The following is a 23,045-nucleotide window of genomic DNA, read 5'->3' on the forward strand; positions in this document are numbered from 1 at the left end:
TTTTTGCAGATTGGCCGTGCACGAATAGGTCTTGATTGCAGATCGGTGCGGGCGCAGACTGGGGCTACCTCCGATCGAAAGTAGGCCCATGTACTCCACGATTCCGCACTGGATCAATGGCTCAGCTACCGAGGGCGACTCGCCCAACCGTGGCGATGTCTTCAACCCCGCAACCGGCGCTGTCGCACGCACGGTTCCTCTCGCATCCGTCGCTGACGTCAACGCTGGTGTTGCCGCGGCTAAAGCAGCGTTCCCGGAGTGGGGCAATACGTCGATCGCGAAGCGCACTGCGGTGATGTTCGCGTTCCGTGAGCTGTTCAACGCTCGCAAGGATGAGCTTGCGGCGATCATCACGGCCGAGCACGGCAAGGTTTTGTCGGATGCTGCAGGCGAGATTGCTCGTGGCCTTGAAGTTCTCGACTACGCCTGTGGCATCGCAACACTCAGCAAGGGCGAGTACAGCGAGAACGTGTCGACCGGCGTTGACGTGTATTCGCTGCAGCAGCCGCTCGGTGTTGTCTCCATCATCAGCCCCTTCAACTTCCCGGCCATGGTGCCGATGTGGTTCTTCCCGATGGCTGTCGCCGCGGGTAACACTGTAGTATTGAAGCCGAGCGAGAAGGACCCATCGTCTGCGATTTGGATGGCTGAACTCTTCACTGAGGCCGGACTGCCGGATGGCGTCTTCAACGTCGTGCACGGTGACAAGCTCGCCGTCGATACCCTTCTCGAGCATCCGGATGTTGCCAGCGTTTCGTTCGTTGGCTCCACCCCGATCGCCAAATACATCTACGAAACTGCTGCCCACCACGGCAAGCGCGTGCAGGCTCTCGGTGGCGCCAAGAACCACATGCTCGTGCTTCCGGATGCTGATCTTGACCTCGTTGCCGACTCTGCCGTCAACGCCGGTTTCGGTTCTGCGGGCGAGCGCTGCATGGCGGTGTCGGTCGTCGTGGCAGTTGAGCCCGTCGCTGATGAACTGATTGCTAAGGTCAGCGAGCGGATGTCGGGCCTCACGGTCGGCGATGGAACCCGCAATTGCGACATGGGTCCGCTCATCACCGCGCAGCACCGTGACAAGGTCGCGGGCTACATCGACATCGCCGAGAAGGATGGCGCCACAATCGCTGTCGACGGTCGCGGCATTGAGATCGATGGTGACGCTAACGGTTTCTGGCTCGGCCCCACCCTGATCGACAACGTTTCGACCGATTCGGATGTCTACAAAGACGAAATCTTCGGCCCCGTTCTTAGCGTGATTCGTGTCGCGAGCTACGAAGAAGGGCTCGAACTCATCAATGCCTCGCAGTACGGAAATGGCACGGCGATCTTCACGAACGATGGGGGAGCGGCTCGTCGCTTCCAGCGTGAGGTTGAGGTCGGCATGGTCGGTATCAACGTGCCGATCCCGGTGCCTGTTGCGTACTTCTCCTTTGGCGGTTGGAAGAACTCAGCGTTTGGTGACGCGAAGGCGTATGGCCCGGATGCGATTCGTTTCTTCACCCGTCAGAAGGCTGTCACGAGCCGCTGGCTCGACCCCAGCCACGGTGGAATCAACCTGGGCTTCCCACAAAACAACGGCTAAGAACGAGCTGGCTTTACTGTCGCGATAGCGGTCCCGTTCCTCGGGGCCGCTATCGCCGGTAGGATTGACCCTCGTGGCTCTCACTATTGCAATCGTTGGACTCCCGAATGTCGGCAAGTCCACCCTCTTTAACGCTCTGACCAAGAATTCGGTGCTCGCCGCGAACTACCCGTTCGCGACCATCGAACCGAACGTGGGCATCGTGAACCTTCCCGACCCGCGCCTCAAGGTGCTGGCGGGCATCTTCGGCAGTGAGCGCATTCTGCCTGCTCCTGTTTCTTTCGTTGACATCGCCGGCATTGTGCAGGGCGCCAGCGAGGGCGAAGGTTTGGGCAACAAGTTTTTGGCGAACATCCGCGAGGCTGACGCTATCGCCCAGGTTGTGCGCGGCTTTAGCGACCCGGATGTTGTTCATGTCGACGGCAAGGTTGATGCGGCATCCGACATGGAGACCATCAACACTGAGCTGATCTTGGCTGATCTGCAGACGCTCGAAAAGGCTATCGCTCGGTACGAGAAGGAACTCAAGACCAAGCGCGTGGAGCCTGCCGTTCTTGAGGCCGCGCGTGCTGCGCAGGCTTTCCTCAACGAGGGCAAGCCGTTGTCTGAGGCCACGAAGATTGAACTTGAACTGATCCGCGAGCTGGGGCTGCTCACCTCGAAGCCGTTCATTTACGTTTTCAACGTGGATGAAGCGGTGCTGGGCAGCGCCGAAAAGCTCGCCGAATTGGCGGCTCTGGTTGCCCCCGCGAAGGCGATCTTCCTCGACGCCAAGTTGGAGGCCGAACTCATCGACCTCGACGAAGAGGATGCCGCAGAGTTGCTTGCGAGCACCGGTCAAGAAGAGAGTGGTCTCGACCAGCTTGCTCGCATCGGCTTCGACACTCTCGGCCTGCAGACGTATCTCACGGCGGGTCCGAAAGAGACTCGCGCCTGGACGATCCCGAAGGGCGCCAAGGCGCCTCAGGCTGCCGGCGTCATCCACACTGACTTCGAAAAGGGCTTCATCAAGGCCGAGGTCATCGGCTTCGACGACCTCGTCGAAACCGGATCTATCGCTGAGGCTCGCTCCAAAGGTAAAGCTCGCGTCGAGGGCAAAGAGTACGTCATGCAGGATGGCGACGTCGTGGAGTTCCGCTTCAACAACTAGTGACGAAAGCGACGAGCTCTTGATAACCGCGATGTATCAAATGATTTGGACTGAGGAACCAAGCGCGATTCCCAGTAACGAGCCCGAAGTCGTATACCTTCTGAGCGCCGACCCTCTAGTGCAAAATCTCCTGACAATCTTCGGTTTTGTTACCGCACTTGGGAGCGCATTCGTGGTGGTTTGGGTGGCGATCCGGTTTTTGGTGCGGCCGATGCGAGCTCGGTGGCGCAACCGCGTTCAGCTCAGCGCCGCGATCGAAGGTAGCGCTCAGCACAGCAATGTTGTTTCACCGCGAGGACTTACGTTTCCGAAAGTAAAAGTCGTACTGCAGAACCTCTCCCTCGTACGCACTCTCCCAAACGCTGCGGTGTTAACCTCGACGCTTCCATCGGCGGTCCAATCAGGCCAAGGCAACGTTGAACCCGAGCGGACCATCGAGGTCACGCTCCCGTTGACAGACGCGCACGTGCGCGGACAACACACAAGCGAGATAATCGCACCTGAAAACTGGCAGTTAGTAGAGGAATTTTCCGTCACGCTCTCCTGGGAAACTAAGCGCATCACAGCCACAGAGAGCAAGCGTGCGAGCAAGACGTGGAAGTTTAAAACCTCGGAGGTGCAAGGACTACGCGAGTCATACTGAGGGAACTTCGTTGTGTTAGGCCCGAATTCAAGCAACATCTGGTCAAAAGTGATTGTTCGTGAGGAGCATTTTGTCCGCCTATAAGAAACCGAGCAAGCGACTGCATCGAGACTTCTTTTACCTAAATGACGAAGTAGCGATCAATTCTCTATCTGCGCTTGAGTCAGGAAAAGTCGATGAAATTGTCTCGAGAACTACAACCGCAAGAGAAGGCGGATTCAGTGGCGAAGTGAAGCTACCGATCGCCGATGTGGGTGTCGGCGCAAGTAAGAAATCCTCGTCCGAAATTGAGGAAGAAATGGTTCGCACTCGTACGCGATTCTCCATCTTCGACGCTTGGTATCAGCTCTTGCACGACAAGAAGTCAGTTGGCTCGTTCGATGGCTGGGGAGAAGATGCGCTCGACGGGGTAGAGCCCGGCGACACGATCGAGTTTCGTGCCCAGCTCTCACAGGGCCCGCTTCAGACTGTGTTGCGTATGTATTTGTGGTTTGCAGACCAAGCTACGAAAGATGGCAATTTGTTTTCGCAGAAAGGCGATGAGAGGAAGTCGACCCTGGCCGCTGTTAGAAACATTAAGCAGGTTCTGGGCGACACGGCAGACGAAACCGAAGAAATTCCCCTGATGGCTGTACCAGATGGTGGGCCTGGGCCAATCGTGCTCTTGTCGGTGTCCCAAAAATGGCTGATCGGGCGTTTGGGTCAGCTTGGTGGCATGTTCGGCGTTGTCGGTCAGGTTGTGCAGATTATTGATGATGGTGATGAATACCCGGTCATTCGCCTAACCAAGGATGTACCTCCAACGCCTCTTGAGATCAACACCCTCAAGGACGCTGTTTCGCACTTTGTGGAGCCCGCGAAAGCGCTCGGTGTTGAAGTCGAAACCGAAGAGTCGGTGATTAGAGGCCCCTTATTGGTCATCAAACCCATCGCTATTTATAGATAGGCAACTCCCCGCGGACGGTGACGTCTTGGAGTGCCGCTTTAACCAATATGGACTCCAATCGCGATTGTGTGTTGCGCGATGTGGGGTACCGGTTCAACAGCAGGATGTTGTGCCGGGGCCGGGGCCGGGGCCGGTGTCGCTTTCGGGAATGAGGTCAGTCATTTCGGCGGGCTCACCGAGCGAACCGACGCCCATGACCGTGGTGGGCGTGTAACGGCAGCAACATCGAAACCTGACATTTGGCGGTTAAATAGCCGGTGGCTTAGGGACTGGATAGTGAAGTAGCTGGCAGCTCGTCCGATGTCGTACGAGGCTGTCGGCCGGGCTTTGCCTTCTGCGTTGTGTTTTTTCGTGAGGAGGGCGAGCAGTGCGGAGCCGGATGCGAGCCACCGCAGAAGTCGTAGGTTTGCCCTAGGCTGATCGAACTACCCGATCGACGAGAGATTTTCATGTCATCTATTGAAGAAACCGCTGACGAGACTGATGAAACCCGCACCGGAAACGATCTTGCGCCGCTCGACGAACCGTCGGTCAGTCTTGTAGAGATCGAACCGGGTATGGCCGTGCTCTTTGCGGACAAAGCGCCGACCGATCTCGACTTCGTGCCGTTTGCAATGATGACTACGCAAGCACGTCAGGAGCTCACAGACAAGCTTTCTGTGGCGGCAGGTTTTAGCAACGTAGCCGTTCAAGGGGCCCAAGGCATTGTCTCTGCGCAAGGACTCGTGCGACTAGCGCCCCAGACTTTGGAAGCGCTCAAGGTAGCTCAGCCGATGACATCAGGCGGTTGGAATCTGGGGTCGATTGTTGGCAACAACGGACAGATTGCCGCATCGGTACGCTGGGCGCCGGCAACCGGAATGCAAAGTGTAGGGATACTGGCCGCTTTAGGCCCCGCCGCTGCCCTCCTCGCATTGCAGTTGCAACTCGCATCCATCTCTCGTCGTCTTGACGAGAATATCGAGCTGACTCGCGACATCCTCAAGGCGCTTCATGAAGATCAATGGGCGACGCTCCTCGGCCTACACGAAACGACCATGCGGGCGGTCGAAGAAGCGCAGGCAGCCGGTACGGTAAACGACCACATCTTCAGAGCCATCGGCACACGTGAGGCCGATCTTCGCAAGCAACGACACCTCTTCACGACGTTTGTTCGCAGCCACACCAAAGCTCTCGATTCTGATGCTAAAACACGACGTGACTACATTCAGAAAAACGTCCAGCAGCTGTTTGCGGATGCACACGGCATGCTTATGGCGGAGGGCTCCTGGTACCGGTATCAAGTATTGCGCGCTGGGTGCATCAGTCGCGATGAAGCAAATGCTGTCGAGAACGAGGGACTCCTCGCTAACCTTGTCGCTGAAACTCAGCGGGATCACGCCCAAGCAATGGACGACATGGCGGCTCTCTTGGGTGACCTCGAGCGCCAGTGCCGTTTGCTTGCCGAACTTCCGGGCGAGCTCAGTTTGCCATTTACTGCGAAACGGAAGAACTTTCACGACGCGGTTGCGATGGCTGTTGCATTGGCGCAGATAGTTTCGGAGCTCCGCAACCGCTCCCGCACTCAACTCGATCCGCTGGACCCTGAACTAGTAGTTTTCAACGGTGAGGTGCCGGCGGAGGTGTTGCGGATTCTGCGTTGGGCGATTCCTGGTTCGGCGCCGTTGCTGGCTATCGCCGATGTGAATCTAGATCGGCTCATTGGCGACAGCGCTTACCTGGGGGTAACACCCGATAGTTTCTTTATTTCGGCCCAGAGCGCCATACGCAAACAAGGCGCTATCGACCGTCAACTTCCGCTCTCGGATATCCGCTACGTTCGATTGCGCGAGAGCGAAAAGCAGGGCCCTGTGCTCGATATCATCACCGCAGATGAAAACATTCGGCTCAGCTTTGACAGCTGGGCGAACAAAGGTGAAGGACTAGACGGTGCTCGGCGGATCGCCAACCTTCTCGCAGCAGCGATGGATATCCCCGAAAGCGAGCGCCGCACTGACGCCCTGTTGAGTAGCGAGTACATGGAAAAGATTGCTATCGCGCGATAGTTATATGCGGATCGGAGTCGATCGCGATCTACTATGCTGAAGAACTTCTCCCGAGCATTGATCAAGAAGACTCCAACTTGCCCACATCGGCTTCGGCGGGTGGTGAAGTTCCGGTTCAATAACCAGCTTCGTGTCGATCTAGTGCTGTTGCACTTAGATTACCAATCTTTGGTAATCTAAGCACATGGCTCAGAACACGTCGATCAGTCTGGACGACCACTTCGCGGGTTTTCTTGCCCGAGAAGTCGAGACCGGGCGGTACCGCTCCGCAAGTGAAGTTGTCCGTGCCGGCCTCCGGTTGTTGGAAGACCAAGAGACGCAAATGGCAGCGCTGAGATCCGCGCTGATTTCAGGCGAAGCCAGCGGCGAGGCGGAAGATTTCGACTTCGACGCTTTCGTTGCGTCGAAGAAGCGGTGAAGCGCTACCGTTTCACGCTGGCCGCGCAGCAAGACCTCTCCGCGATCTGGGACTACACGCAAGAGCGCTGGGACGGGACTCGGGCGGAGCTCTACCTATCCGAGCTGAGGGCAGCGATCGAGCGGATCGCTGCGGATCCTCAGCGCGGGCGCGCTTGCGACGAGATTCGTGAAGGCTACCGTCGCTACAGCATCGGCAGCCATCTGGTCTTCTACATTGAGAGACCCGACAGCGTGGATGTGATCCGCATCCTGCACCAACGGATGGATCCGACCCGGCACGTTTAGGTGAGCTGACGGCCGATTGAGAGGCTATTTTGTGCCGGAACGCGGTGGAGTTCCGCTTCAACAACTAGGCGCAGCTCAGCCTTCGGGCTATCAGCTGTTGCAGCGTCACGCGAACTTCGTGAAAACCGAGATTGGGTGTGTGAGGTCACTCACCTCGGTGAACCCCATTGCGCGGTAGAACGTGATCTGACCAGGCCCGTCATCGGTGAGGAGAACCTTCTGCCGCACGTCATCGTAGGGCTCAAAAACTCGAAGGAAGAGTTCGCGACCGATCCCGGTGCGGTGATGCTCGGGCACGACCAGAATGTCTTGCAGATAAACGATCGTAAGCCCGTCCCCGACGACGCGGGCGAGTCCCACCAAGCGGACGCCTTCCCACGCAGTCACCACCCTGAGCGATGCCGTGATCGCCGCTTCAAGCCGTGCGGGATCATCCGTGTAGGCCGACCACTGCACCGCGGCGTACAGGTCGATGATCGCGTTGCGGTCAAGGGGCGCGTCAACACGGTAGGTGATGCTCATCCCGAGATCATATCTGCGGAGAACAATGGGTGAGGCCTCGCGCGTCAGCATCAGGAGAGCAGGGCGGCCCAAAGAGTGTGCTCAATTTTGAGATTCGCCAGCTGCCGCCGCACAACACATTTGCCTATACCCGTGCAGCAATCGTCTCTAGCTGTTCGCGCACCTGTTCCCAAGGCAGGGCGAGGTCGAGTGTTCGAGCGCCGATTCGGGTTTTTTGGATCACGACATCGAGGTCGGGGTGTAGGGCAGCAGCAGTTCGGGCGTACAGCAGCAGGGCACTCACCGAGCCGTCCTGTTTAACGTCTTCATTTTTCGCGTAGGCGAGGATTTGGTAGAGGTGGTCCGAGCGGATTTTCGGCTTGGTGCCGTTCCGCCCTATTTGCATCGGATCGTGGTAGAACTTCGCATCGACTATTAGAGTTCGACCGTCGCGTTTTAGCGTGAGATCGGTTTGCATGCTGGGAAGCTGGTCGATCCCAACAGCGGCAACAGCGGTGTAATCCCACTTAACGTGCGGCGCCGTTGGTGATAATTCTGGGTGGTGCACAATGAAGTACTCACGGAGGAATCGCTCGTAAAGGCTGCTCATTTCTTCAGGTCTAAGCCACGAAGCAAGTTTCTTTTCACCAACTTCTTCGGTGAGCAGCAACCCGCGAACAACCAGTTCACAGGCCCCCAGGAGAAGTCGATAGGGGGCGTTCGCGCGATGGAAGTTGAGTGAGTTCCAGCGGACGGATTGTGGCGCAACGTCGGTGACTTCTGCGAAGTGTGGCATGAGCCTGCGAAGGGCCTTTTTGCGATCTGTCGAGACCTCACTATGTCTGGCAAGCAACAGGAGCACTGACTTCAGCGCCTGATTGTGAAGAGTATCGGCCTCGTACTCGTCAAATCGGCACACTAACCGACCGCGGGTCATGGAGCGCGTAGCCACGGTCTGAGCCATGTCGATTCGCCCCCGCACGCCCGCGACGTCATCGATCTGGGGCTGATAGTCACGGTGGAGGCCGCGTTTTATTTGGGTGGCTACTCCGCGTTCCAGGATGTGCGCGAGCAAATCATGTAGATGATCGAACTCTTCGCTGAGCACGGGGGCAGTGCCGCTACTGTCAATCGTGCGAAACGCGTAGGCCATCATCACGTAGATGTTGCGGATGCCGATCGATTCGGCGGTCATTCCAGCGCGCTCCTGAGCTTGTGCGCCCACTCAGTGGCTTTGGGAAGTTCGTCGAACCAATACTCGTCTAGCAGTGGAATGAGTTCATCTTCGACTACCGACCGCAGCCAAGTCTCGTCAGCTTCGCCGTCAATGGGGCTCGAGAGGTAACTATGGCCGATGGTGAAGCCCCGGCCCAATGCTGGGTCATCGGTGATGGCGTCGTTCAGGGCCGCCAACGTAGCTGTTAGACGTTCAAAGGCGGGAATTCCAACTTGTTCTTGCCAGTGGACGAATCCTGCTGAATTGAAACCGGGTTCCATCTCAAAGAAACCAAAGCGTCGCCGAAGCGCATAGTCGAGAACAGCGAGGCTGCGGTCAGCAGTGTTCATCATGCCGATGATGTGAACATTCGCGGGAACCGAAAACGACTCGTCCTTGTAGAGCAAGCGCAACTCTTGTCCGCGTTTGTCTGCTTCGATGAGCATCAGCAGTTCGCCAAATATTTTGGAGATATTTCCGCGGTTAATCTCATCAATAATGAAGAAATAGGGGCGTTCGCTGTCGTCAATGCGAGCTTCCTCGCAAAACCGATAGAACGGTCCTTCGGAAAGCGAAAAGCCACCGGCTTCGGTGGGGCGAAATCCCATCATGAAATCTTCGTACGAGTAGCTTTGATGAAATTGAACCATCTGAACACGGCTCGGATCTTTAGCCCCCATGATCGAGTAAGCGAGTCGCTTTGCCGCGAACGTCTTTCCGACGCCAGGCGGGCCCGCCAAGATCACGTTTTTTTTGCGTGCCAACAGTCCTCTGACTCGGCTGTATTGCGCGTCTGAGAAGTAGACCTCGTTGAGGAATGAAGCACGGTCATAGATCGGCAGCGGCGTTGGTAGTGGGATCGGGTCTGGCTCGACGACTCCGGTAACCAATTCCTCTAACGTCTCGACGTAGCCGTGATGCGGCGTGATGTCGGTGAGCGTTTTGAGAACTGCGTTTCCCGGATGCGCCCAGGAGCCAACGTGCGTCCATGTTACGGAGCGTACTTCACGGAACGATGCACGCTCCGGCTCAAACCGCGCAGCTGACTCGACGATTCCGCGCCCGATGATCTCCTTAGTTCCCCGCTTGGCGAAGACAACATCGCCAATCGCCATGTCGTGTTGAAACTGCCAAACGGCAAGGACATCGTTTTTGAAGGAAGCGCCAGTGTTTTCAGTGTCTAACTCCTGGCGAACCTCTTCTCGGCTTGAATACTGGGCGTAGTCTCCGAGCTGATCCCAACCTAGCGTCATGATTGCGTTGGTCGAACATTCTGGCCATTCAGAGGCTGATTGGCCAGGCGAATAGATCCAGGTGCGTCGTTGCCGTGGTTCCGGCGCAGACGAAGTAACCTCCGGGTTCCAACGCTCGATTATCCCGGGCGCCCAAAAGTCGAACTCACCCGGCATTTCCTTTGCGAGATGCCCTCGGATTCTGAGAAGGTCGCGGTCAACAGATTCGGTGCCGCCTCCGATGGTCTCCGCCAAGGCGTCCCGAATTTGCCGCTTCGTCGGGTCTGAAGAAATCAATTCGAAATGCTGCGGGTGCGCGAGGAACTGTAACGCGTTTCGAATATCAGGCTGGTCGCTGCCTAAATCCATCATCACCTGCTGCAGAGCCCAGGGGTTCGAGCGCGCAGCATCACGTTCGGCCTCTGACAGCTCTGTCCAGTGAGAGACGAAAGTCGAGACCCAGATAACGTGACGCCAAAGTGACCCGTTGTACTGCCGCCCGGGATCAAAACCTGCAACGCGGGCTTCCCGTGCCAAAGCAATTGACAGTGCTTTAGGTATTTCGATCGCTTGGTCAAGATGCGCTAGAACGCGGCGGACGTTTTGCCGCCGCGTATCTGGCCGCGCGCTTGACACCACATGCCCGCGCAAGAAGATGATTTCGGCGGCGAGAAGAACGACCGCGTTGGAAGCACCAGCCAGTTGCTTGTCGAGCTTTTCCCATTGGCCTTGATCACTGCCCTCTATGGGGTTGTCGCCGACTCTGGACCTTAGGTCTTCAGCCACCGTGCTGGTCCAGATTGTAGTATCGGGATCTATCAGAGATTTACCGCTGCCAAGCATGTTTGCGATGACCGGTTGTGCTTGCGCCGCGAGCTCCAGTTGTGCCGAAAGACGCGAAGTTGCTGGAGCTGCATCCTCGTCAGTGCTTGAATTCACAGTCATGTAGCGATTCCCTCGATTCGAACAGGCACCGACGACGGCCCCGATTACTTAAGAGTACCGATTCCATTGTGACGCGGGAGAGGGGAGTATCACCTTGCATCGTTGCCCTCGCGTCCGTCACGGATGGCTTGCGGTGGCGTCGAAGCAGTGAGCCTGAAGTGGGAGCAGACGCTGAAGAGGATGCCGTAAAACTTCTCGCGAGCACAGGTCAAGAAGAGAGCGGTCTCGACCAGCTTGCCCGCATCGGCTTCGACACTCTCGGCCTGCAGACGTATCTCACGGCTGGTCCGAAAGAGACTCGCGCGTGGACGATCCCGAAGGGTGCCAAGGCGCCCCAGGCTGCCGGCGTTATCCACACTGACTTCGAAAAGGGCTTCATCAAGGCTGAGGTCATCGGCTTCGACGACCTCGTCGAGACGGGCTCCATCGCTGAGGCTCGCGCCAAGGGCAAGGCTCGCGTTGAGGGTAAGGAATACGTCATGAGCGACGGCGACGTCGTGGAGTTCCGCTTCAACAACTAGCCATACCGCTGGCCTCACAACCTCCGTGAGAAGGACCCCTAGCGCGCTGAGACCTTCAGCGTGTTGACGGTTTTGGTGATGCGCTCACCGTCGTTCTCGAGGAAGACGATCTCGCCGAACTTGAGCTGCGACCAGTCGTCACCCTCGGTCAAGGGCTCGGAGGCGAATATGACACCGGTCGCGTCATCCTCGCCGCTTTCCTCAAAGTCGTAGGTCGTTGCATCGTCCTCGAAGTTGCGCCCCATCAGTAGGTACATCGGTTCGAGGAGCATCGAGAGCGCGAAGTCGTCGCTGTCGGGGGCTGACTTCCGCAGTTCCTTCCAGTCACCAGCGGGGTTAGTCTCACCGTGGTGACCGAGGCCGACGTTGACACCGATGATGCGGTCGGCTGACACGAGGGCCATTTTCAGCTTGGTCAGAGCGCCGAGGTCGAGGTCCTTCATCGCCTGGGCGATCAGCTCGATGAGCTTCTCGATCGCTCGTTGGACGTCCTCGTTGCTGTCACCCTCGAGCAGCGAGAGGAGTAGCACGTAGATGAACTCGGTGTCCGTGTTCCCGCGCATTTGTTTGAGATACCGATCCTCGCAGTACTGCAGTAGCTCGCGCTGCAGGAGCTGCCAGTTGGGCAGGTAGCCATTTTGGGCGACGATCCACGGGGTCTCCTCGAAGGAGAACGGGTGGCAGTTCTCGTCGACCATCACGACCTTCGAGTCGTACGCCGCGGCTCGCACATGCGCCAACATCGTGCTGGCCTGGAGGCTGGGGATCATCCGGCTGGCGTTGTCGTCGTAAAAGGCCGCCATGGGGCGGCGGTAGATGAAGGGTTCTTCGGGCTTCAGCAGGTGTTCGCCCCAGATCCCGAATCCCCATCCGGCCAACTGGAGCTCGGGGTGTCGTTCGGGGTCGAGTGCCTGGTTGATCAGGCTGTTCTCTGGCTTGAGTAGGAGATTCTCCAGTGGTGTCTCAGGACCGAGGTAGGCGAGCACGCGGCACATACGTCTCTTTCGTTGGGCTCCTGTCATCCTACCGTCGGTGCATGGAGCCGGTGCTGGTCATCTGAACCGCGCACCGAGCTTAATCGGCTACGAAACGCGGCGGAGTTCCGCTTCAACAACTAGCAAGTGTCGTGGTGTCGCAAGGCGGGCTCTCGCCGTCATGCCACTATGACGTATGACAACAAATGCTGTCCCGCGTACGAACACGCTCGCGCTTGTCGGATTCATTGCCTCCTTCATGATTCCGGTTGTCGGCATAGTGCTGGGTGCGATAGGGCGCAAGCAGATCACGTCGAGTGGGGAGTCGGGTCGTGGGCTTGCTCGCGCGGCGATCATCATCGGAATGTTGGGAACACTGATCCAAGTCGCGTTCTTCTCAGTCTGGCTGACCCTTATGACTGCTGGGATCGCGCAGAGCGGCCTTCTGGGTTAGGGCTGCGCTGATGAGCCGCTCGTGATCGGTCTAGAGAGATTGACCTTGAGCTCGCGCAAGCTTGGCACTTCTTCGTTCCCGTGGGCGCAACACTGCTGTTCTCGGCGGTTGGCATGTTCGGAAGCTTGATCCACATCGTCTTGAATCCGCGAGATCGGCGATCGACCGCTTCCCGGTAGGCTCGTTCGAGCGGCACTCCCCGCCGTGTGTGTCAGCTGAAGGAGTTCACCATGCCCGTCATCGCCATCATTGGAGCCGGACCAGGGCTTGGAGCAGCAGTCGCCCACAAGTTCGGACGCGAGGGTTTCGCTGTCGCCCTGATCTCACGGGATCAGTCGAAGCTCGATGCGCTCGTCGCTGAGCTTGAATCGGCTGGAGTGACCGCCCGCGGCTACGCCGCTGACGTGCTGGAGCCAGAGGCTCTTGAGGCCGCACTCGCAAGCGCAGCTGCCGAGCTTGGGCCGATCACGACGCTGCAGTACAGCCCGCTGCCGGCACGAACTTATCTGAAGCCGGTACTCGAGCTGACCCCCGAACTCGCGCTCGAAGCGCTGCAGTTCTCAGCGCTCGGTCTCATTCATGCGGTGCGCACGGTGCTGCCCGCAATGCGTGAGAATGGCGACGGCAGCATCATCCTGATCAACGGTGGCACCTCAGTGCAGTCACGCGCCGGCTTCGCAGGAACCTCAGTTGCCTTCCCGTCGGAGAGCGCCTACGGCCAGATGCTTCACGAAGCCCTCGAAGACGAGAATATTCGCGTACGCCAGCTCGTGATCCCCGGTGGAATTCCCAAGCTTCAGCTTCCCAACGGCATCGACGATGTCGCTGCTCGCATCTGGGAGATTCAGGCTGAAGCAGGCGAGTTTCGCACCATGCTGATCCCGCTTCAAGACGGCCGCGAGTAGCGGCTAGTTGCGCAGCGTGCACCCCACGCGCCATCAAGCGCTAGGCGTTGACGAGCACCGATTCGGCAGCGGCACGTCGTGCACGGGGTGCGGTTTCGCGTTCGCGCAGTCCTTCGGGGATTTCTGCGGGGTCGCCCGGTGTTCCGACGGCCATGACGGTGGTGGGCGTGAAGTGGCTGTCGATGTCGAGGGCGGTCGCTGCGGCATCCGCATCGAATCCTGACATTTGGTGGCTGAACAGTCCGTGGCTTTGTGCCTGGATAGTGAAGTAGGCAACAGCCTGGCCGGTGTCGTACGACGCGGTTGGCTGCGCTTTGCCTTCAGGGTTGTGGTGTTCCGTGAGGAAGACGAGCAGCGCTGAGGCAGATCCGGCCCACATCTGGTTGAAACCACTCAGGGTGGCAATGATCGCGGCGTGCTGAGCGGTGCCACGACGAGCAACGACCACGCGCCACGGCTGGCTGTTGTAGGCCGACGGTGCCCACCGGGCAGCTTCGAGAGCGTTCTCTAGCGCCGCCTCATCGAGCGGCGCGGTGGCGTCGAAATGGCGGGGGCTCCACCGTTCAGCAAGCACATCAAGGATGGGGGAGTCGGTCGCCGCGACGCGGTCGTGAAGCGCGGTCATGAGTGGGCCTTTCAGGAGCTGAACAGAGTCGATCTGCGATGTCGATGGGTGCAACAGGGGTCTATCCGGTCGTATTCCAGATCAGGACATCAAACTGCAACCGCGCAATCGGGTAAAATTGACGATCAGCGACTAGCTCAGCGCTGCGCCAGCCCGATCGACGCCCGGCCGAAAGTACCTTATGCCTGACGCCCTACCCCTGTGCCCCAACTGCTCAAGCGACCTCGCCTACGAGATGGGCGCGCTGTTGGTGTGCCCGATGTGTGGTCACGAATGGTCGCCGAGTGAAGCGGATGCCGCTGCCGAAGCAGAGCAGGGCGCTGCGGTCGTCAAGGATGCGTTCGGCACTCCGCTCGCCGATGGCGACACGGTGAGCATCATCAAGGACCTCAAAGTTAAGGGCAGCCCCACGTCGATCAAGGTCGGAACTAAGGTGCGCAAGATCCGTCTCGTTGATGGTGTTGGCGACCACGACATTGACTGCAAGGTTGACGGTTTTGGCCAAATGCAACTCAAGTCGAGCGTCGTCAAAAAGGTTTAGCCGTGAGGCGTTGGCGTTTCAGGGCCGCGAAAACCCAACCTACATTTATGGACGGCTCTCTATTTTTATAGACGGTTGTCTATTATTATGTAAGTACTGCCGAGTTTAGCTCGAGCCCGGGAGGCGATATGCGTTTGCAGAACCCATTCTCAGCAATATCCACAACAGGGATCGATTCCCAGGTGCTCACCGTGCTAGTGCGTAGCGAGCAGTACCTCACGATTCGCGAGATCCACCAACTGTTGCCGGAGCAAGGCTCTCATCAAGGGGTGCGACTCTCTGCCGGACGGCTCGTCGAACAAGGCATGCTACTGCAACGACTCACCGGCAGGGGCTACGCCTTTGCCTTCAACGGAGATCATCTTTTGGCTGCCGCAGTGAGAGAGATTGCGCAGGCTAAAAGCGAGTTGATCTCTCGGATGTCTCGTGTCATTTCCGGCTGGCAGATTCAGCCACTTGTAGCGACCCTATTCGGTTCCGCAGCGAGAAATGAGATGGATACCGATAGCGATATTGATGTGTTGATCGTTGTCGCTGATGGCGTGGCCGTAGACCTTGTGGAAGAACTTGTCAGCGACTTTGCCGCTCACGTTACTTTGTGGACCGGGAATGATCTGCGCCCCTTGATCTATCAAGATTCCGAAGTGAAGCCCGCATCAATATTTGACTCCGTCATTGCTGACGGCATTGTGATCGCTGGGGACCATTCTTGGCTGAGGAAGCGGCTCCGTAAGAGTTAGGTAGCGCACGTGAATCCGAAAGCGGACAAGGTCAAGACTGTCCCAGCCAATAAAGCTGTCGAACAAGGGCGGCGGGCCAAAGCGACGCAGTTCTTGAGGGTCGCTGACGATATCCGGGAGCTTTCGGACGAAGAAGACGTGCGTGATGCGGTGGTAACGCTTTACGTTCACGCCGGAATTGCCGCGGCGGACGCAATTTGTTCCGCTGCGCTTGGAAAACACGCACAAGGTCACAGCCACAATGATGCGGTCATGCTGCTCGAATCCGTGGATAAGCATGCGTCCAGATCACTGTTCACTTTGCTCGGAATGAAAACCCGAGCAGGTTACGGCCACGACCCGATTAGCAAGTCACAGCTCGCGCGGGCAGAGAAGGCTGCGCGCACACTGGTGAATAGAGCGTCGCTGTAATTGTCCCGTAGCCTCGAAGCTGCTGTTGACCCTGAGGAGCAAGCTATGACCCGTGTTGCCGCCATCGACTGCGGAACGAACTCGATCCGCCTCCTCATCGCCGACCCCGACGGTCACGGCGGCCTGATCGATGTCGTGCGCACTCTCGAAGTCGTGCGGCTGGGGGAGGGCGTTGATCGCACCGGCCAGTTCAGCCCGGGTGCCCTCGACCGCACCCTCGCCGCGGTGCGCGCCTACGCTGAGCTGTGCCGCGAGCACGGCGCCGAGCGCATCCGTTTCGTCGCCACGTCGGCGACACGGGATGCCGCCAACCGTGCCGAATTTACCGACGCCGTGTACGCGATTCTGGGCGTGCCGGTCGAAGTGATCCCCGGAAGTGAAGAGGCCGCGCTGTCGTTCAGTGGTGCCCTCACCGCGCTCGCCGCCTCCGACCACCGCACACTCAAGCACCTCGTCGTCGATCTCGGCGGCGGCTCGACCGAACTCGTGCTCGGCAGCAGCACCCCCGAGTCGGCCTATTCAATGGATGTCGGCTGCGTGCGCCTCGCCGAACGGAATATCGTCAGCGACCCACCGTCCGAATCTGAGCTCGCCGCCATCCGCAGCGATGTCACCGCCGCGCTCGATATCGCGACTGCGACCGTCGACCTTTCGCAGGCAACAGAAGTTATCGGGGTCGCGGGCACGGTCACCACGATCACCGCGCACGCCCTGGGCCTCACGTCATACGATCCTGTCGCGATCAACGGCAGCCGCCTGCCCCTGGCAGCGGTGCTGAGCTCGTGCGAAGCGCTCACCCGCATGCCGCGCGCCGAACGCGCCACTTTGCCCTACATGCACCCCGGCCGCGTTGACGTCATCGCTTCGGGTGCCGTCATCTGGGCTACCGTTCTGCAGCGAGTGGCGGATGCCGCGGCCACAGCCGGCCACCCCCTCGAGTGGATCACGACCAGCGAGCACGACATCCTCGATGGGTTAGTGCTGTCGATCTGGAATAACACGCACGACGCACCTGTTTGAGCCGGTATGACGAAATTAGGCTTCCTCTCCTTCGGACATTGGCAAGACGTTCAGGGCTCACGCACGCGCACAGGTGCTGACGCCCTGCTGCAAGCAGTGGATCTCGCTGTTGCCGCAGAAGAAGTTGGAGTCGATGGCGCCTATTACCGGGTGCATCATTTCGCGCGACAGCACGCATCGCCGTGGCCTTTGCTCGCGGCGGCTGCCGCCCGCACGAGCACCATCGAGCTCGGCGCCGGTGTTATCGACATGCGCTACGAGAACCCTTTTGCGATGGCAGAGCTTGCTGCTCAGGCCGACCTCATCGCCGCCGGGCGACTGCAGCTGGGTATTAGCCGCGGTTCACCCGAAACCGTGATCGACGGATGGCGCGCTTTCGGTTATGAACCGGCTGCGGGAGAAAGCGATGCCGATATGGCTCGCGCTCACACCGACAAGTTCCGTCGCGCTATTGCCGGTGAAGGCTTCGCACCCGGCAACCCGCAGATGACCGGAACGAGTGCTCTGCAGCCTATCCAGCCACAAGCACCAGGGCTCAGTGAGCGTATCTGGTGGGGCGCAGGAACCCGCGCCACTGCAATCTGGACAGCCGAGCAGGGCATGAACCTGATGAGCTCGACGCTCCTCACGGAAGACACCGGAGTTCCCTTCGATGAGCTTCAGGCTGAACAGATCTCGATGTTCCGTGAGACCTGGGCGAGTGCCGGACACAGCGGTACCCCACGCGTTTCGGTGAGCCGCAGCATCCTGCCCATCATCGACGAAGAGACCGAGTACTACTTTGGTGTTCAGGGGCAAGTGGAACAGCGCGATCAAGTCGGCATGCTCGACGGTTCGCGCTCACGTTTCGGCCGCTCGTACATCGGTGCCCCTGACGTGATCGCCGCAGAACTTGCCAAGGATGCGGCAGTTCAGGCCGCCGACACTCTGCTCGTCACCGTGCCGAACCAACTCGGTGTCGAGTTCAACGCTCGCATCCTCGAAGCGCTCGTGAAGCACGTCATGCCGGTGGTCGACGCGTAGTACCGCACCAGCGGTCACTGGATCGAGTCTGCGCACCCGTCCCATCAAGGTCGCATCGTTGTGTTACTTCAACCCTCAATGGTCCAGATCGCGAGCCAGCGCCGTGGGCTAACAGGTCTCGAACGACTGGCAAACTAGAATCAGTCAAAGGTTCCGAACGGCAGGGGGTGTTTCGCGTGGGCAGACCTGCCACTGAAGAACTCGCCGCTCTCTCGCGACTCTTCTCTCCTGCAGCTATACGCGAGCTTGGTCGAAGCGGTCGTTCGCCCCTTGTCGCTCGCCTATTGAAAGCCACTTCCGTCCCAGCGGACCTGCCCGGCGGCGCAACGCTCCGGGATGCACTCGATCTCGGTTACACGAAGCTGACGAAGTCCGGCAATAGGGATGATTATGTCTATCGGAGTTCGGTAGTCGAGAAGATTGCACTCGGTCGACACAACCTCCGCACAGCGACTGTTCTGAACGAGGTGCGTGCACGGGGGTCCAAGGCGGATCTGGTCATTCTCAACGGCACCGCCACGGCCTACGAGATCAAGTCGGAAAGAGATTCGCTTAGCCGCCTCACTACCCAACTCAGCGACTACAGGTCTGTCTTCGCGAGTGTCACGGTGGTGACGAGCACTCGTCAAACGGGCGCTGTCCTTCGCCTTGCTCCGGATGACGTCGGGGTGCTTGCGCTCTCTCCTCGTCTTCGACTGCAGGTCGTCCGTGAAACCCAAGACCGCCCAGAACGCATCGAACCGACGGCGCTTTTGGAGACTCTCCGGTCAAGTGAGGCTGTGCAGGTGCTTGAGAATATCGGGATAGAGACGCCCGACGTCCCGAACACACGTCTCTGGACGGAATTGAGGAAGCTGTATGCGGCCCTCGATCCGGTCGAAGTGCATCGGCACGCTGTCGACGTCTTGAAAAGGAGTCGATCACGTGCAGCTCAGGAAGCGCACATTGACGCTTTTCCGCCCTCGATTAGGACTGCCGCACTGTTCGGCGACCTAGACGACGGCGCGCGCGCGAATCTGTCCGTAGCCACTAGTACGCTGATGTCATCAGTGATGACCTGGAGTTAGGAACGAAGATGTACTTCCCCTACTTTCGCGGCAAGCAGTTCGAGTTGATTGCGATCCGCGAGTGCGCGGAGGTCATCGCAGAAGCGGGCTTCAATCCGATCATCGAACCAGTTCGTGAGACCTTTACGGGACTTCAGCGCACACTGGACGAACTACTTCTCAAGGGCGCCAACGCAACGGTGATCGTGAATCCGAGACATGGCGATCACAGGGATAGTAGCGAGATTTTGGCGCAGTACATGGCCGACAGCCATGGGGACAACGATGCGATCTCCCCGGCGCTTCTGCTCACAAGCGACCTGACTGTGGACGATGCGACCAAACTCATCGAACCATTCGCTGACCGCCCGCTTACGCTCGTGCATGCGGGGTTTACTGACGGCAAAGTTCTAGCGAACAGCCTCCAGCCGGATTCGATAACGCATGTTTTCCTTGATGCTCGCAACACTCTCTACCGCCGCCCGTTCAAGGGCGCGCGGCGCATCCTGATTGAAGACGGGTTTGAACGGACGAAGAACGCGGACTACGACTTGGTCAACAGGTTCTCAGATCTTCACGTTACCTATGAAGAGCTAGGTGGCGACGGTTACGGTGACTTCCTAACGGTTGGCGATCACTACAGCGAGGGCGGTGGCCCTGCATACGCTGTGGCCATCCATCTGACATACATCGACCCCTCGAACGATGACGCGATGTTCGTTTATCACTTTAAGTCCGACTCAAACGACACTCCCGTCGACCCGGCAGGCAAGTTCGCACAGGCGCTCGCCAAACTCATCTCAGCGGTTGATGATCCCCACACGAAGATCCTCTCCACAACGGCTGTAGAAGAGTTCCGCGACCTGCACGAGCGTAAACACTTCCCTGGTCTGGGATATGTCAAGAAACTGTCCATCAAGCATCACATCGAGACGCTTGCGGACTACCACGCGAATGCCTGAGCGACGCTGCTGCGCGACTTGTTTCAACGATCGGCACATTCGAGTTCAGCTGATCGATCAATGCGAACCCCTCAGGCAGGATTGCGACTACTGCGGCGAGGTGGACGCGCTCTGCGTCATTCCCTCCAAGCTGAGTCAGTGGTTCGCCCCACTCATCGCGACCTACACCGAAGATCCGGGCGGGGACTTCTTAGTCCGACACCTGATCAACGAGTGGAGGATGTTCTCAAACGGGAAGTTGAGTGAAGCAGAAGCAAAAGAGCTACTCGCCGAGGTGATGGACGATGGCGAGATTGTCCGTAAGAAGTTCACGCCCATTGCACATCCGAGCGGCGGTAATCTTCGTCGCTGGGAGGAGTTGCGTGACGAACTCATGCACAGTAACCGTTGGTTCCTTGAGGAACCAATGGACATGGATCGCCTGGCAGTTCTGCTCGATCGACTGATCACTACGCCCACTGCCCTTGAGTTCAGCAACTGGTATCGGGCTCGCCTGATGACGGGCGATGATGCATTCCCTCTGGCGGACATGAGCGCACCTCCGCGTCACAAAGCGGGTCACGGTCGAGCAAATCCTGCGGGTATCCCGTACCTCTACCTGGGGTCCACCCGCGCAACCGCCGTCGCAGAGCTTCGCCCTCACACAGGCGAGCGAGCATGCGTCGCTCGATTCGACGTGCTAGACGCAGACAACCTCAAGCTGGCTGATCTTCGTGATCCTCGATCCCTCATCTCGCCGCTGAGTGATGGGGATGAGACCTTGATTATCGAGCTTCGAGCCGACTTGCCGCTCCTTGAGCGACTGGGCGAAGAGCTAACACGCCCTGTCCAGCCTAGTGGCGTCGCTTTCGAGTACGTTCCAACGCAGTACCTGTGCGAGTACATTAAGAAGAAGGGTTTCGACGGGGTCTTGTACAGGAGTTCGGTCAGCACCGACGATGGAGTGAACATCGCACTCTTTTACCCAACCGTTGCGTCAGCTGCCGAACTGGATGTGGTGTCCGTCTCGCGGGTCACGGTCACTATCGAGAACTGACCAATCACCCGACGAGATATTGCCTACTCGTCGGGAACGAACTTTGGCTTGCGTGGCTTCCTCGGTTTCACCTTGCCAGCCCGATTCGTGGCATCGGGGACCAGCTGGACACTTACTGGTACACGCATGGCGGACAGACTCCGCAATGCCCGACGCAATGAGATCCTTGAGAAGATCGGCAGGTTGTCCGACTTGAGCTCTGGAGTCCTTTTGTGACTCACGATGGCGATGGCCACTTCAAACTGGTCGTTCTCCACAGCCGCTAGTACCGAGTCAGCCGTCGCCAAGTCCGCGTTCTTCTCGACGAGCTTGTGCAACTTCTGTCTTGATTGCTTCACGGTCCTCAACAGCTCCGCTGAGTTGACGGCTTGGTTGAAAAGGTGGCTCAGATTGGCCGAACTCGTTCCAATCTTGACGTGAACCAGCTCGAACTTGTTGCCATCCCCACGCAGGATGTCGCATGGCTCAATAGCAGTCTGGCCCTTCGGACTGACGTTCGTCTGATCGAGACAGACAGCGTTCAACTCATCGCTAACTTCCTTGTTGTAGTCAGCTTCCGACGGCCACCGGTGCTCAGGGAGGTTAGCGTCGATCCAGTAGGGATCTACATCTTGCCGCAAAGCCACGATCAAGTCTGCGGCCACTCTGAACCAAGAGCCGTCGCTGAAGTGATAGCTGTAGTCCGTCCCGTCCGAGACTTCGTATACAAGCGACTTGTAGATCGACCAACGCTGACGTTGGTTGTTGCTCCCGTCAAGCAGCAACATGTAGTCGTGCTTGAGGACCTCTACAGACATGGTCTCTAGCTCAACTTCGTGAGCTTCCAGGTACTCTCGATAATGCTTCACGTAGACGTCATCGAATACCTGACTCACGCCGTGACCGGAGAACTGAATGAACGACTCATCCCTATAGTCAAGGATGTCTGGGACCGTCAGCACGATCGGGGCGGAAAGGTCAAAGACCGCTGCGGACAGCTTCTCATCCAACGTCGAGATCAGCACCGGATCGGTGATAGGACGAATCTTCGCGACATCAGGGAACGTTTTCAGGAAGCTGTCGGATCTGTAGAGCTTCCGCAGTCGCGACAGAAGCCTAGGAAGATCCTCAGCCCGCGCTGGGGTCGTCACACGCAGGCTGCTTGAACCGGTCACGCTTCGGACCAGATCGCTGTACTTCGGTCGCGCTTTTCCAGTAAGACTTTTCAGTACGGACGCATCTCCAGCGAAGCTCAGGAGCGCCAGATCCCCGTCGTAGGGTATTTGGGTCCTACGACGCTGAGACGAGTCCGGATCAAGGGTTTCCGTGCTCTTCAGCTTGCGCGGGTCCACCGCATTCAGGACAACACGCGTGCCGAAGTCATGCTCATAGGCGTCATCCCGCAGCAAGAACTGACCCGCCCCGAAGGTCAAGACCATCATTCGTTGGCCTGATGGCACGAAGGCAGCGGCAGAATTAGTCCCCTGAAGAAGGTCTTCATTCAGATCGAGGTATCCCTTCCACCAGGGCGGGTCTTGAGAGCCTCGTTTTATGAACACTCGGAGCTCGGGAATAGAACTCGAATGGTCAGCTGTCTCGGTATAGCCGTGATCATCTCGCAATGAGTCTTCGACGGTCATTCCGAGCTTTAGTGCGTAGATCGACATTGATCGTGTGGTCACGTGCTCCCCCAAGTCGCAGCCTGTAGCAGGTGGGCTCGATCCTAATGGCTTAAACACTGCAATGGCTCCGAGGCTCTCCGAATCGCACTGGGTTCGGTTCATCGGATTTTCCGAGGCTGACTGGTGTCGGCTCGGCTGATTTGAGGCCGCCGTGGTGG

General features: G+C 58.3%; 22 protein-coding genes and 1 pseudogene. 17 read left to right on the forward strand and 6 right to left on the reverse strand.

Features of this window, described 5'->3' with window-relative positions:
* Window positions 1-88: 88 nt before the first annotated feature.
* The 6 genes from AACZ26_RS10400 to AACZ26_RS10425 all read left to right on the forward strand — a co-directional run bounded on the left by AACZ26_RS10400 (window position 89) and on the right by AACZ26_RS10425 (window position 7,074).
* Complete coding sequence (locus AACZ26_RS10400; RefSeq protein ID WP_339621325.1) at window positions 89-1,585, forward strand: CoA-acylating methylmalonate-semialdehyde dehydrogenase; 1,497 nt, start codon at window positions 89-91, stop codon at window positions 1,583-1,585.
* Between the two features lie 73 nt (window positions 1,586-1,658).
* Window positions 1,659-2,735, forward strand: a complete 1,077-nt coding sequence (gene ychF, locus AACZ26_RS10405; RefSeq protein ID WP_339621326.1) for a redox-regulated ATPase YchF — start codon at window positions 1,659-1,661, stop codon at window positions 2,733-2,735.
* Between the two features lie 701 nt (window positions 2,736-3,436).
* Window positions 3,437-4,324: a hypothetical protein gene (locus AACZ26_RS10410; protein ID WP_339621327.1), complete on the forward strand. Its 888-nt coding sequence runs from the start codon at window positions 3,437-3,439 to the stop codon at window positions 4,322-4,324.
* Window positions 4,325-4,773: 449 nt separating this feature from the next.
* Entirely contained in the window at window positions 4,774-6,369 is a 1,596-nt protein-coding gene (locus tag AACZ26_RS10415) for a hypothetical protein (RefSeq protein ID WP_339621330.1), read from the forward strand.
* A 184-nt stretch (window positions 6,370-6,553) separates the two neighbouring features.
* The gene (locus tag AACZ26_RS10420) at window positions 6,554-6,787 is read left to right on the forward strand and encodes a type II toxin-antitoxin system ParD family antitoxin (RefSeq protein ID WP_339621332.1); all 234 of its coding nucleotides are present in this window, start codon (window positions 6,554-6,556) and stop codon (window positions 6,785-6,787) included.
* Window positions 6,784-7,074 (forward strand): type II toxin-antitoxin system RelE/ParE family toxin, encoded by a 291-nt coding sequence (locus tag AACZ26_RS10425; protein WP_339621335.1) that lies wholly within the window; start codon window positions 6,784-6,786, stop codon window positions 7,072-7,074. Before AACZ26_RS10420 ends, AACZ26_RS10425 begins: the two co-directional genes overlap by 4 nt.
* Before the next feature lie 105 nt (window positions 7,075-7,179).
* On the opposite strand, the gene AACZ26_RS10430 is transcribed toward AACZ26_RS10425, so the two are convergent.
* The 3 genes from AACZ26_RS10430 to AACZ26_RS10440 all read right to left on the reverse strand — a co-directional run bounded on the left by AACZ26_RS10430 (window position 7,180) and on the right by AACZ26_RS10440 (window position 10,968).
* Window positions 7,180-7,596 carry a GNAT family N-acetyltransferase gene (locus AACZ26_RS10430; protein ID WP_339621337.1) on the reverse strand — a complete coding sequence of 139 codons (417 nt, stop codon included), beginning with the start codon at window positions 7,594-7,596 and terminating at the stop codon, window positions 7,180-7,182.
* A gap of 124 nt (window positions 7,597-7,720) precedes the next feature.
* A complete protein-coding gene (gene mcrC / locus AACZ26_RS10435) occupies window positions 7,721-8,770 on the reverse strand; it encodes a 5-methylcytosine-specific restriction endonuclease system specificity protein McrC (protein ID WP_339621339.1) in 1,050 nt (349 codons plus the stop codon).
* Window positions 8,767-10,968, reverse strand: coding sequence for an AAA family ATPase (locus AACZ26_RS10440; RefSeq protein ID WP_339621341.1), 2,202 nt, complete (start codon window positions 10,966-10,968; stop codon window positions 8,767-8,769). Before AACZ26_RS10440 ends, mcrC begins: the two co-directional genes overlap by 4 nt.
* A 176-nt stretch (window positions 10,969-11,144) precedes the next feature.
* Between AACZ26_RS10440 and AACZ26_RS10445 the strand changes: the two are divergent.
* Window positions 11,145-11,489, forward strand: a pseudogene (locus AACZ26_RS10445) (DUF933 domain-containing protein); the annotation flags it as partial.
* 38 nt (window positions 11,490-11,527) lie between these two features.
* On the opposite strand, the gene AACZ26_RS10450 reads toward AACZ26_RS10445, so the two are convergent.
* Window positions 11,528-12,484 (reverse strand): class II glutamine amidotransferase, encoded by a 957-nt coding sequence (locus tag AACZ26_RS10450; protein WP_339621343.1) that lies wholly within the window; start codon window positions 12,482-12,484, stop codon window positions 11,528-11,530.
* Between the two features lie 175 nt (window positions 12,485-12,659).
* On the opposite strand from AACZ26_RS10450, the gene AACZ26_RS10455 reads away from it, so the two are divergent.
* Together AACZ26_RS10455 and AACZ26_RS10460 are read left to right on the forward strand one after the other, a co-directional pair.
* Entirely contained in the window at window positions 12,660-12,917 is a 258-nt protein-coding gene (locus tag AACZ26_RS10455) for a DUF4190 domain-containing protein (RefSeq protein WP_339621345.1), read from the forward strand.
* 230 nt (window positions 12,918-13,147) lie between these two features.
* Entirely contained in the window at window positions 13,148-13,822 is a 675-nt protein-coding gene (locus tag AACZ26_RS10460) for an SDR family NAD(P)-dependent oxidoreductase (protein ID WP_339621347.1), read from the forward strand.
* A gap of 40 nt (window positions 13,823-13,862) precedes the next feature.
* Here AACZ26_RS10460 and AACZ26_RS10465 read toward each other — a convergent pair whose 3' ends face one another.
* Window positions 13,863-14,447 carry a nitroreductase family protein gene (locus tag AACZ26_RS10465; RefSeq protein ID WP_339621349.1) on the reverse strand — a complete coding sequence of 195 codons (585 nt, stop codon included), beginning with the start codon at window positions 14,445-14,447 and terminating at the stop codon, window positions 13,863-13,865.
* Between the two features lie 181 nt (window positions 14,448-14,628).
* Between AACZ26_RS10465 and AACZ26_RS10470 the strand changes: the two genes are divergently transcribed.
* From AACZ26_RS10470 to AACZ26_RS10505, 8 genes are all read left to right on the forward strand, one after another.
* Entirely contained in the window at window positions 14,629-14,988 is a 360-nt protein-coding gene (locus AACZ26_RS10470; RefSeq protein WP_339621351.1) for a zinc ribbon domain-containing protein YjdM, read from the forward strand.
* Between the two features lie 128 nt (window positions 14,989-15,116).
* Complete coding sequence (locus AACZ26_RS10475) at window positions 15,117-15,728, forward strand: nucleotidyltransferase domain-containing protein (protein WP_339621353.1); 612 nt, start codon at window positions 15,117-15,119, stop codon at window positions 15,726-15,728.
* A 9-nt stretch (window positions 15,729-15,737) separates the two neighbouring features.
* Window positions 15,738-16,139: a hypothetical protein gene (locus AACZ26_RS10480; protein WP_339621355.1), complete on the forward strand. Its 402-nt coding sequence runs from the start codon at window positions 15,738-15,740 to the stop codon at window positions 16,137-16,139.
* A 45-nt stretch (window positions 16,140-16,184) separates the two neighbouring features.
* A complete protein-coding gene (locus AACZ26_RS10485; RefSeq protein ID WP_339621357.1) occupies window positions 16,185-17,159 on the forward strand; it encodes a Ppx/GppA phosphatase family protein in 975 nt (324 codons plus the stop codon).
* Window positions 17,160-17,165: 6 nt separating this feature from the next.
* Window positions 17,166-18,182: an LLM class flavin-dependent oxidoreductase gene (locus tag AACZ26_RS10490; RefSeq protein ID WP_339621359.1), complete on the forward strand. Its 1,017-nt coding sequence runs from the start codon at window positions 17,166-17,168 to the stop codon at window positions 18,180-18,182.
* 176 nt (window positions 18,183-18,358) lie between these two features.
* Window positions 18,359-19,249, forward strand: coding sequence for a sce7726 family protein (locus AACZ26_RS10495; RefSeq protein WP_339621361.1), 891 nt, complete (start codon window positions 18,359-18,361; stop codon window positions 19,247-19,249).
* An 8-nt stretch (window positions 19,250-19,257) separates the two neighbouring features.
* Window positions 19,258-20,190: a sce7725 family protein gene (locus AACZ26_RS10500; RefSeq protein ID WP_339621363.1), complete on the forward strand. Its 933-nt coding sequence runs from the start codon at window positions 19,258-19,260 to the stop codon at window positions 20,188-20,190.
* A gap of 220 nt (window positions 20,191-20,410) precedes the next feature.
* Window positions 20,411-21,226, forward strand: a complete 816-nt coding sequence (locus tag AACZ26_RS10505; RefSeq protein ID WP_339621365.1) for an RES family NAD+ phosphorylase — start codon at window positions 20,411-20,413, stop codon at window positions 21,224-21,226.
* Between the two features lie 23 nt (window positions 21,227-21,249).
* Here the strand turns inward: AACZ26_RS10505 and AACZ26_RS10510 are convergent, their stop codons facing one another.
* Window positions 21,250-22,887 (reverse strand): DUF6119 family protein, encoded by a 1,638-nt coding sequence (locus tag AACZ26_RS10510; protein WP_339621368.1) that lies wholly within the window; start codon window positions 22,885-22,887, stop codon window positions 21,250-21,252.
* Between the last annotated feature and the right edge of the window lie 158 nt (window positions 22,888-23,045).

It is taken from the genome of uncultured Salinibacterium sp. (assembly GCF_963974405.1).
Classification (GTDB): Bacteria; Actinomycetota; Actinomycetes; order Actinomycetales; family Microbacteriaceae; genus Rhodoglobus.

Excerpts from the sequence above, each read along its gene's own strand:
- AACZ26_RS10420 (WP_339621332.1), top strand. The coding sequence starts at position 6,554 with ATGGCTCAGAACACGTCGATCAGTCTGGACGACCACTTCGCGGGTTTT.
- AACZ26_RS10455 (WP_339621345.1), top strand. The coding sequence starts at position 12,660 with ATGACAACAAATGCTGTCCCGCGTACGAACACGCTCGCGCTTGTCGGA.
- AACZ26_RS10490 (WP_339621359.1), top strand. The coding sequence starts at position 17,166 with ATGACGAAATTAGGCTTCCTCTCCTTCGGACATTGGCAAGACGTTCAG.
- mcrC (WP_339621339.1), bottom strand. The coding sequence starts at position 8,770 with ATGACCGCCGAATCGATCGGCATCCGCAACATCTACGTGATGATGGCC.
- AACZ26_RS10500 (WP_339621363.1), top strand. The coding sequence starts at position 19,258 with ATGTACTTCCCCTACTTTCGCGGCAAGCAGTTCGAGTTGATTGCGATC.
- AACZ26_RS10440 (WP_339621341.1), bottom strand. The coding sequence starts at position 10,968 with ATGACTGTGAATTCAAGCACTGACGAGGATGCAGCTCCAGCAACTTCG.
- AACZ26_RS10485 (WP_339621357.1), top strand. The coding sequence starts at position 16,185 with ATGACCCGTGTTGCCGCCATCGACTGCGGAACGAACTCGATCCGCCTC.
- AACZ26_RS10465 (WP_339621349.1), bottom strand. The coding sequence starts at position 14,447 with ATGACCGCGCTTCACGACCGCGTCGCGGCGACCGACTCCCCCATCCTT.
- AACZ26_RS10450 (WP_339621343.1), bottom strand. The coding sequence starts at position 12,484 with ATGTGCCGCGTGCTCGCCTACCTCGGTCCTGAGACACCACTGGAGAAT.
- AACZ26_RS10475 (WP_339621353.1), top strand. The coding sequence starts at position 15,117 with ATGCGTTTGCAGAACCCATTCTCAGCAATATCCACAACAGGGATCGAT.
- AACZ26_RS10460 (WP_339621347.1), top strand. The coding sequence starts at position 13,148 with ATGCCCGTCATCGCCATCATTGGAGCCGGACCAGGGCTTGGAGCAGCA.
- AACZ26_RS10430 (WP_339621337.1), bottom strand. The coding sequence starts at position 7,596 with ATGAGCATCACCTACCGTGTTGACGCGCCCCTTGACCGCAACGCGATC.
- AACZ26_RS10505 (WP_339621365.1), top strand. The coding sequence starts at position 20,411 with ATGTTCTCAAACGGGAAGTTGAGTGAAGCAGAAGCAAAAGAGCTACTC.
- AACZ26_RS10415 (WP_339621330.1), top strand. The coding sequence starts at position 4,774 with ATGTCATCTATTGAAGAAACCGCTGACGAGACTGATGAAACCCGCACC.
- AACZ26_RS10470 (WP_339621351.1), top strand. The coding sequence starts at position 14,629 with ATGCCTGACGCCCTACCCCTGTGCCCCAACTGCTCAAGCGACCTCGCC.
- AACZ26_RS10400 (WP_339621325.1), top strand. The coding sequence starts at position 89 with ATGTACTCCACGATTCCGCACTGGATCAATGGCTCAGCTACCGAGGGC.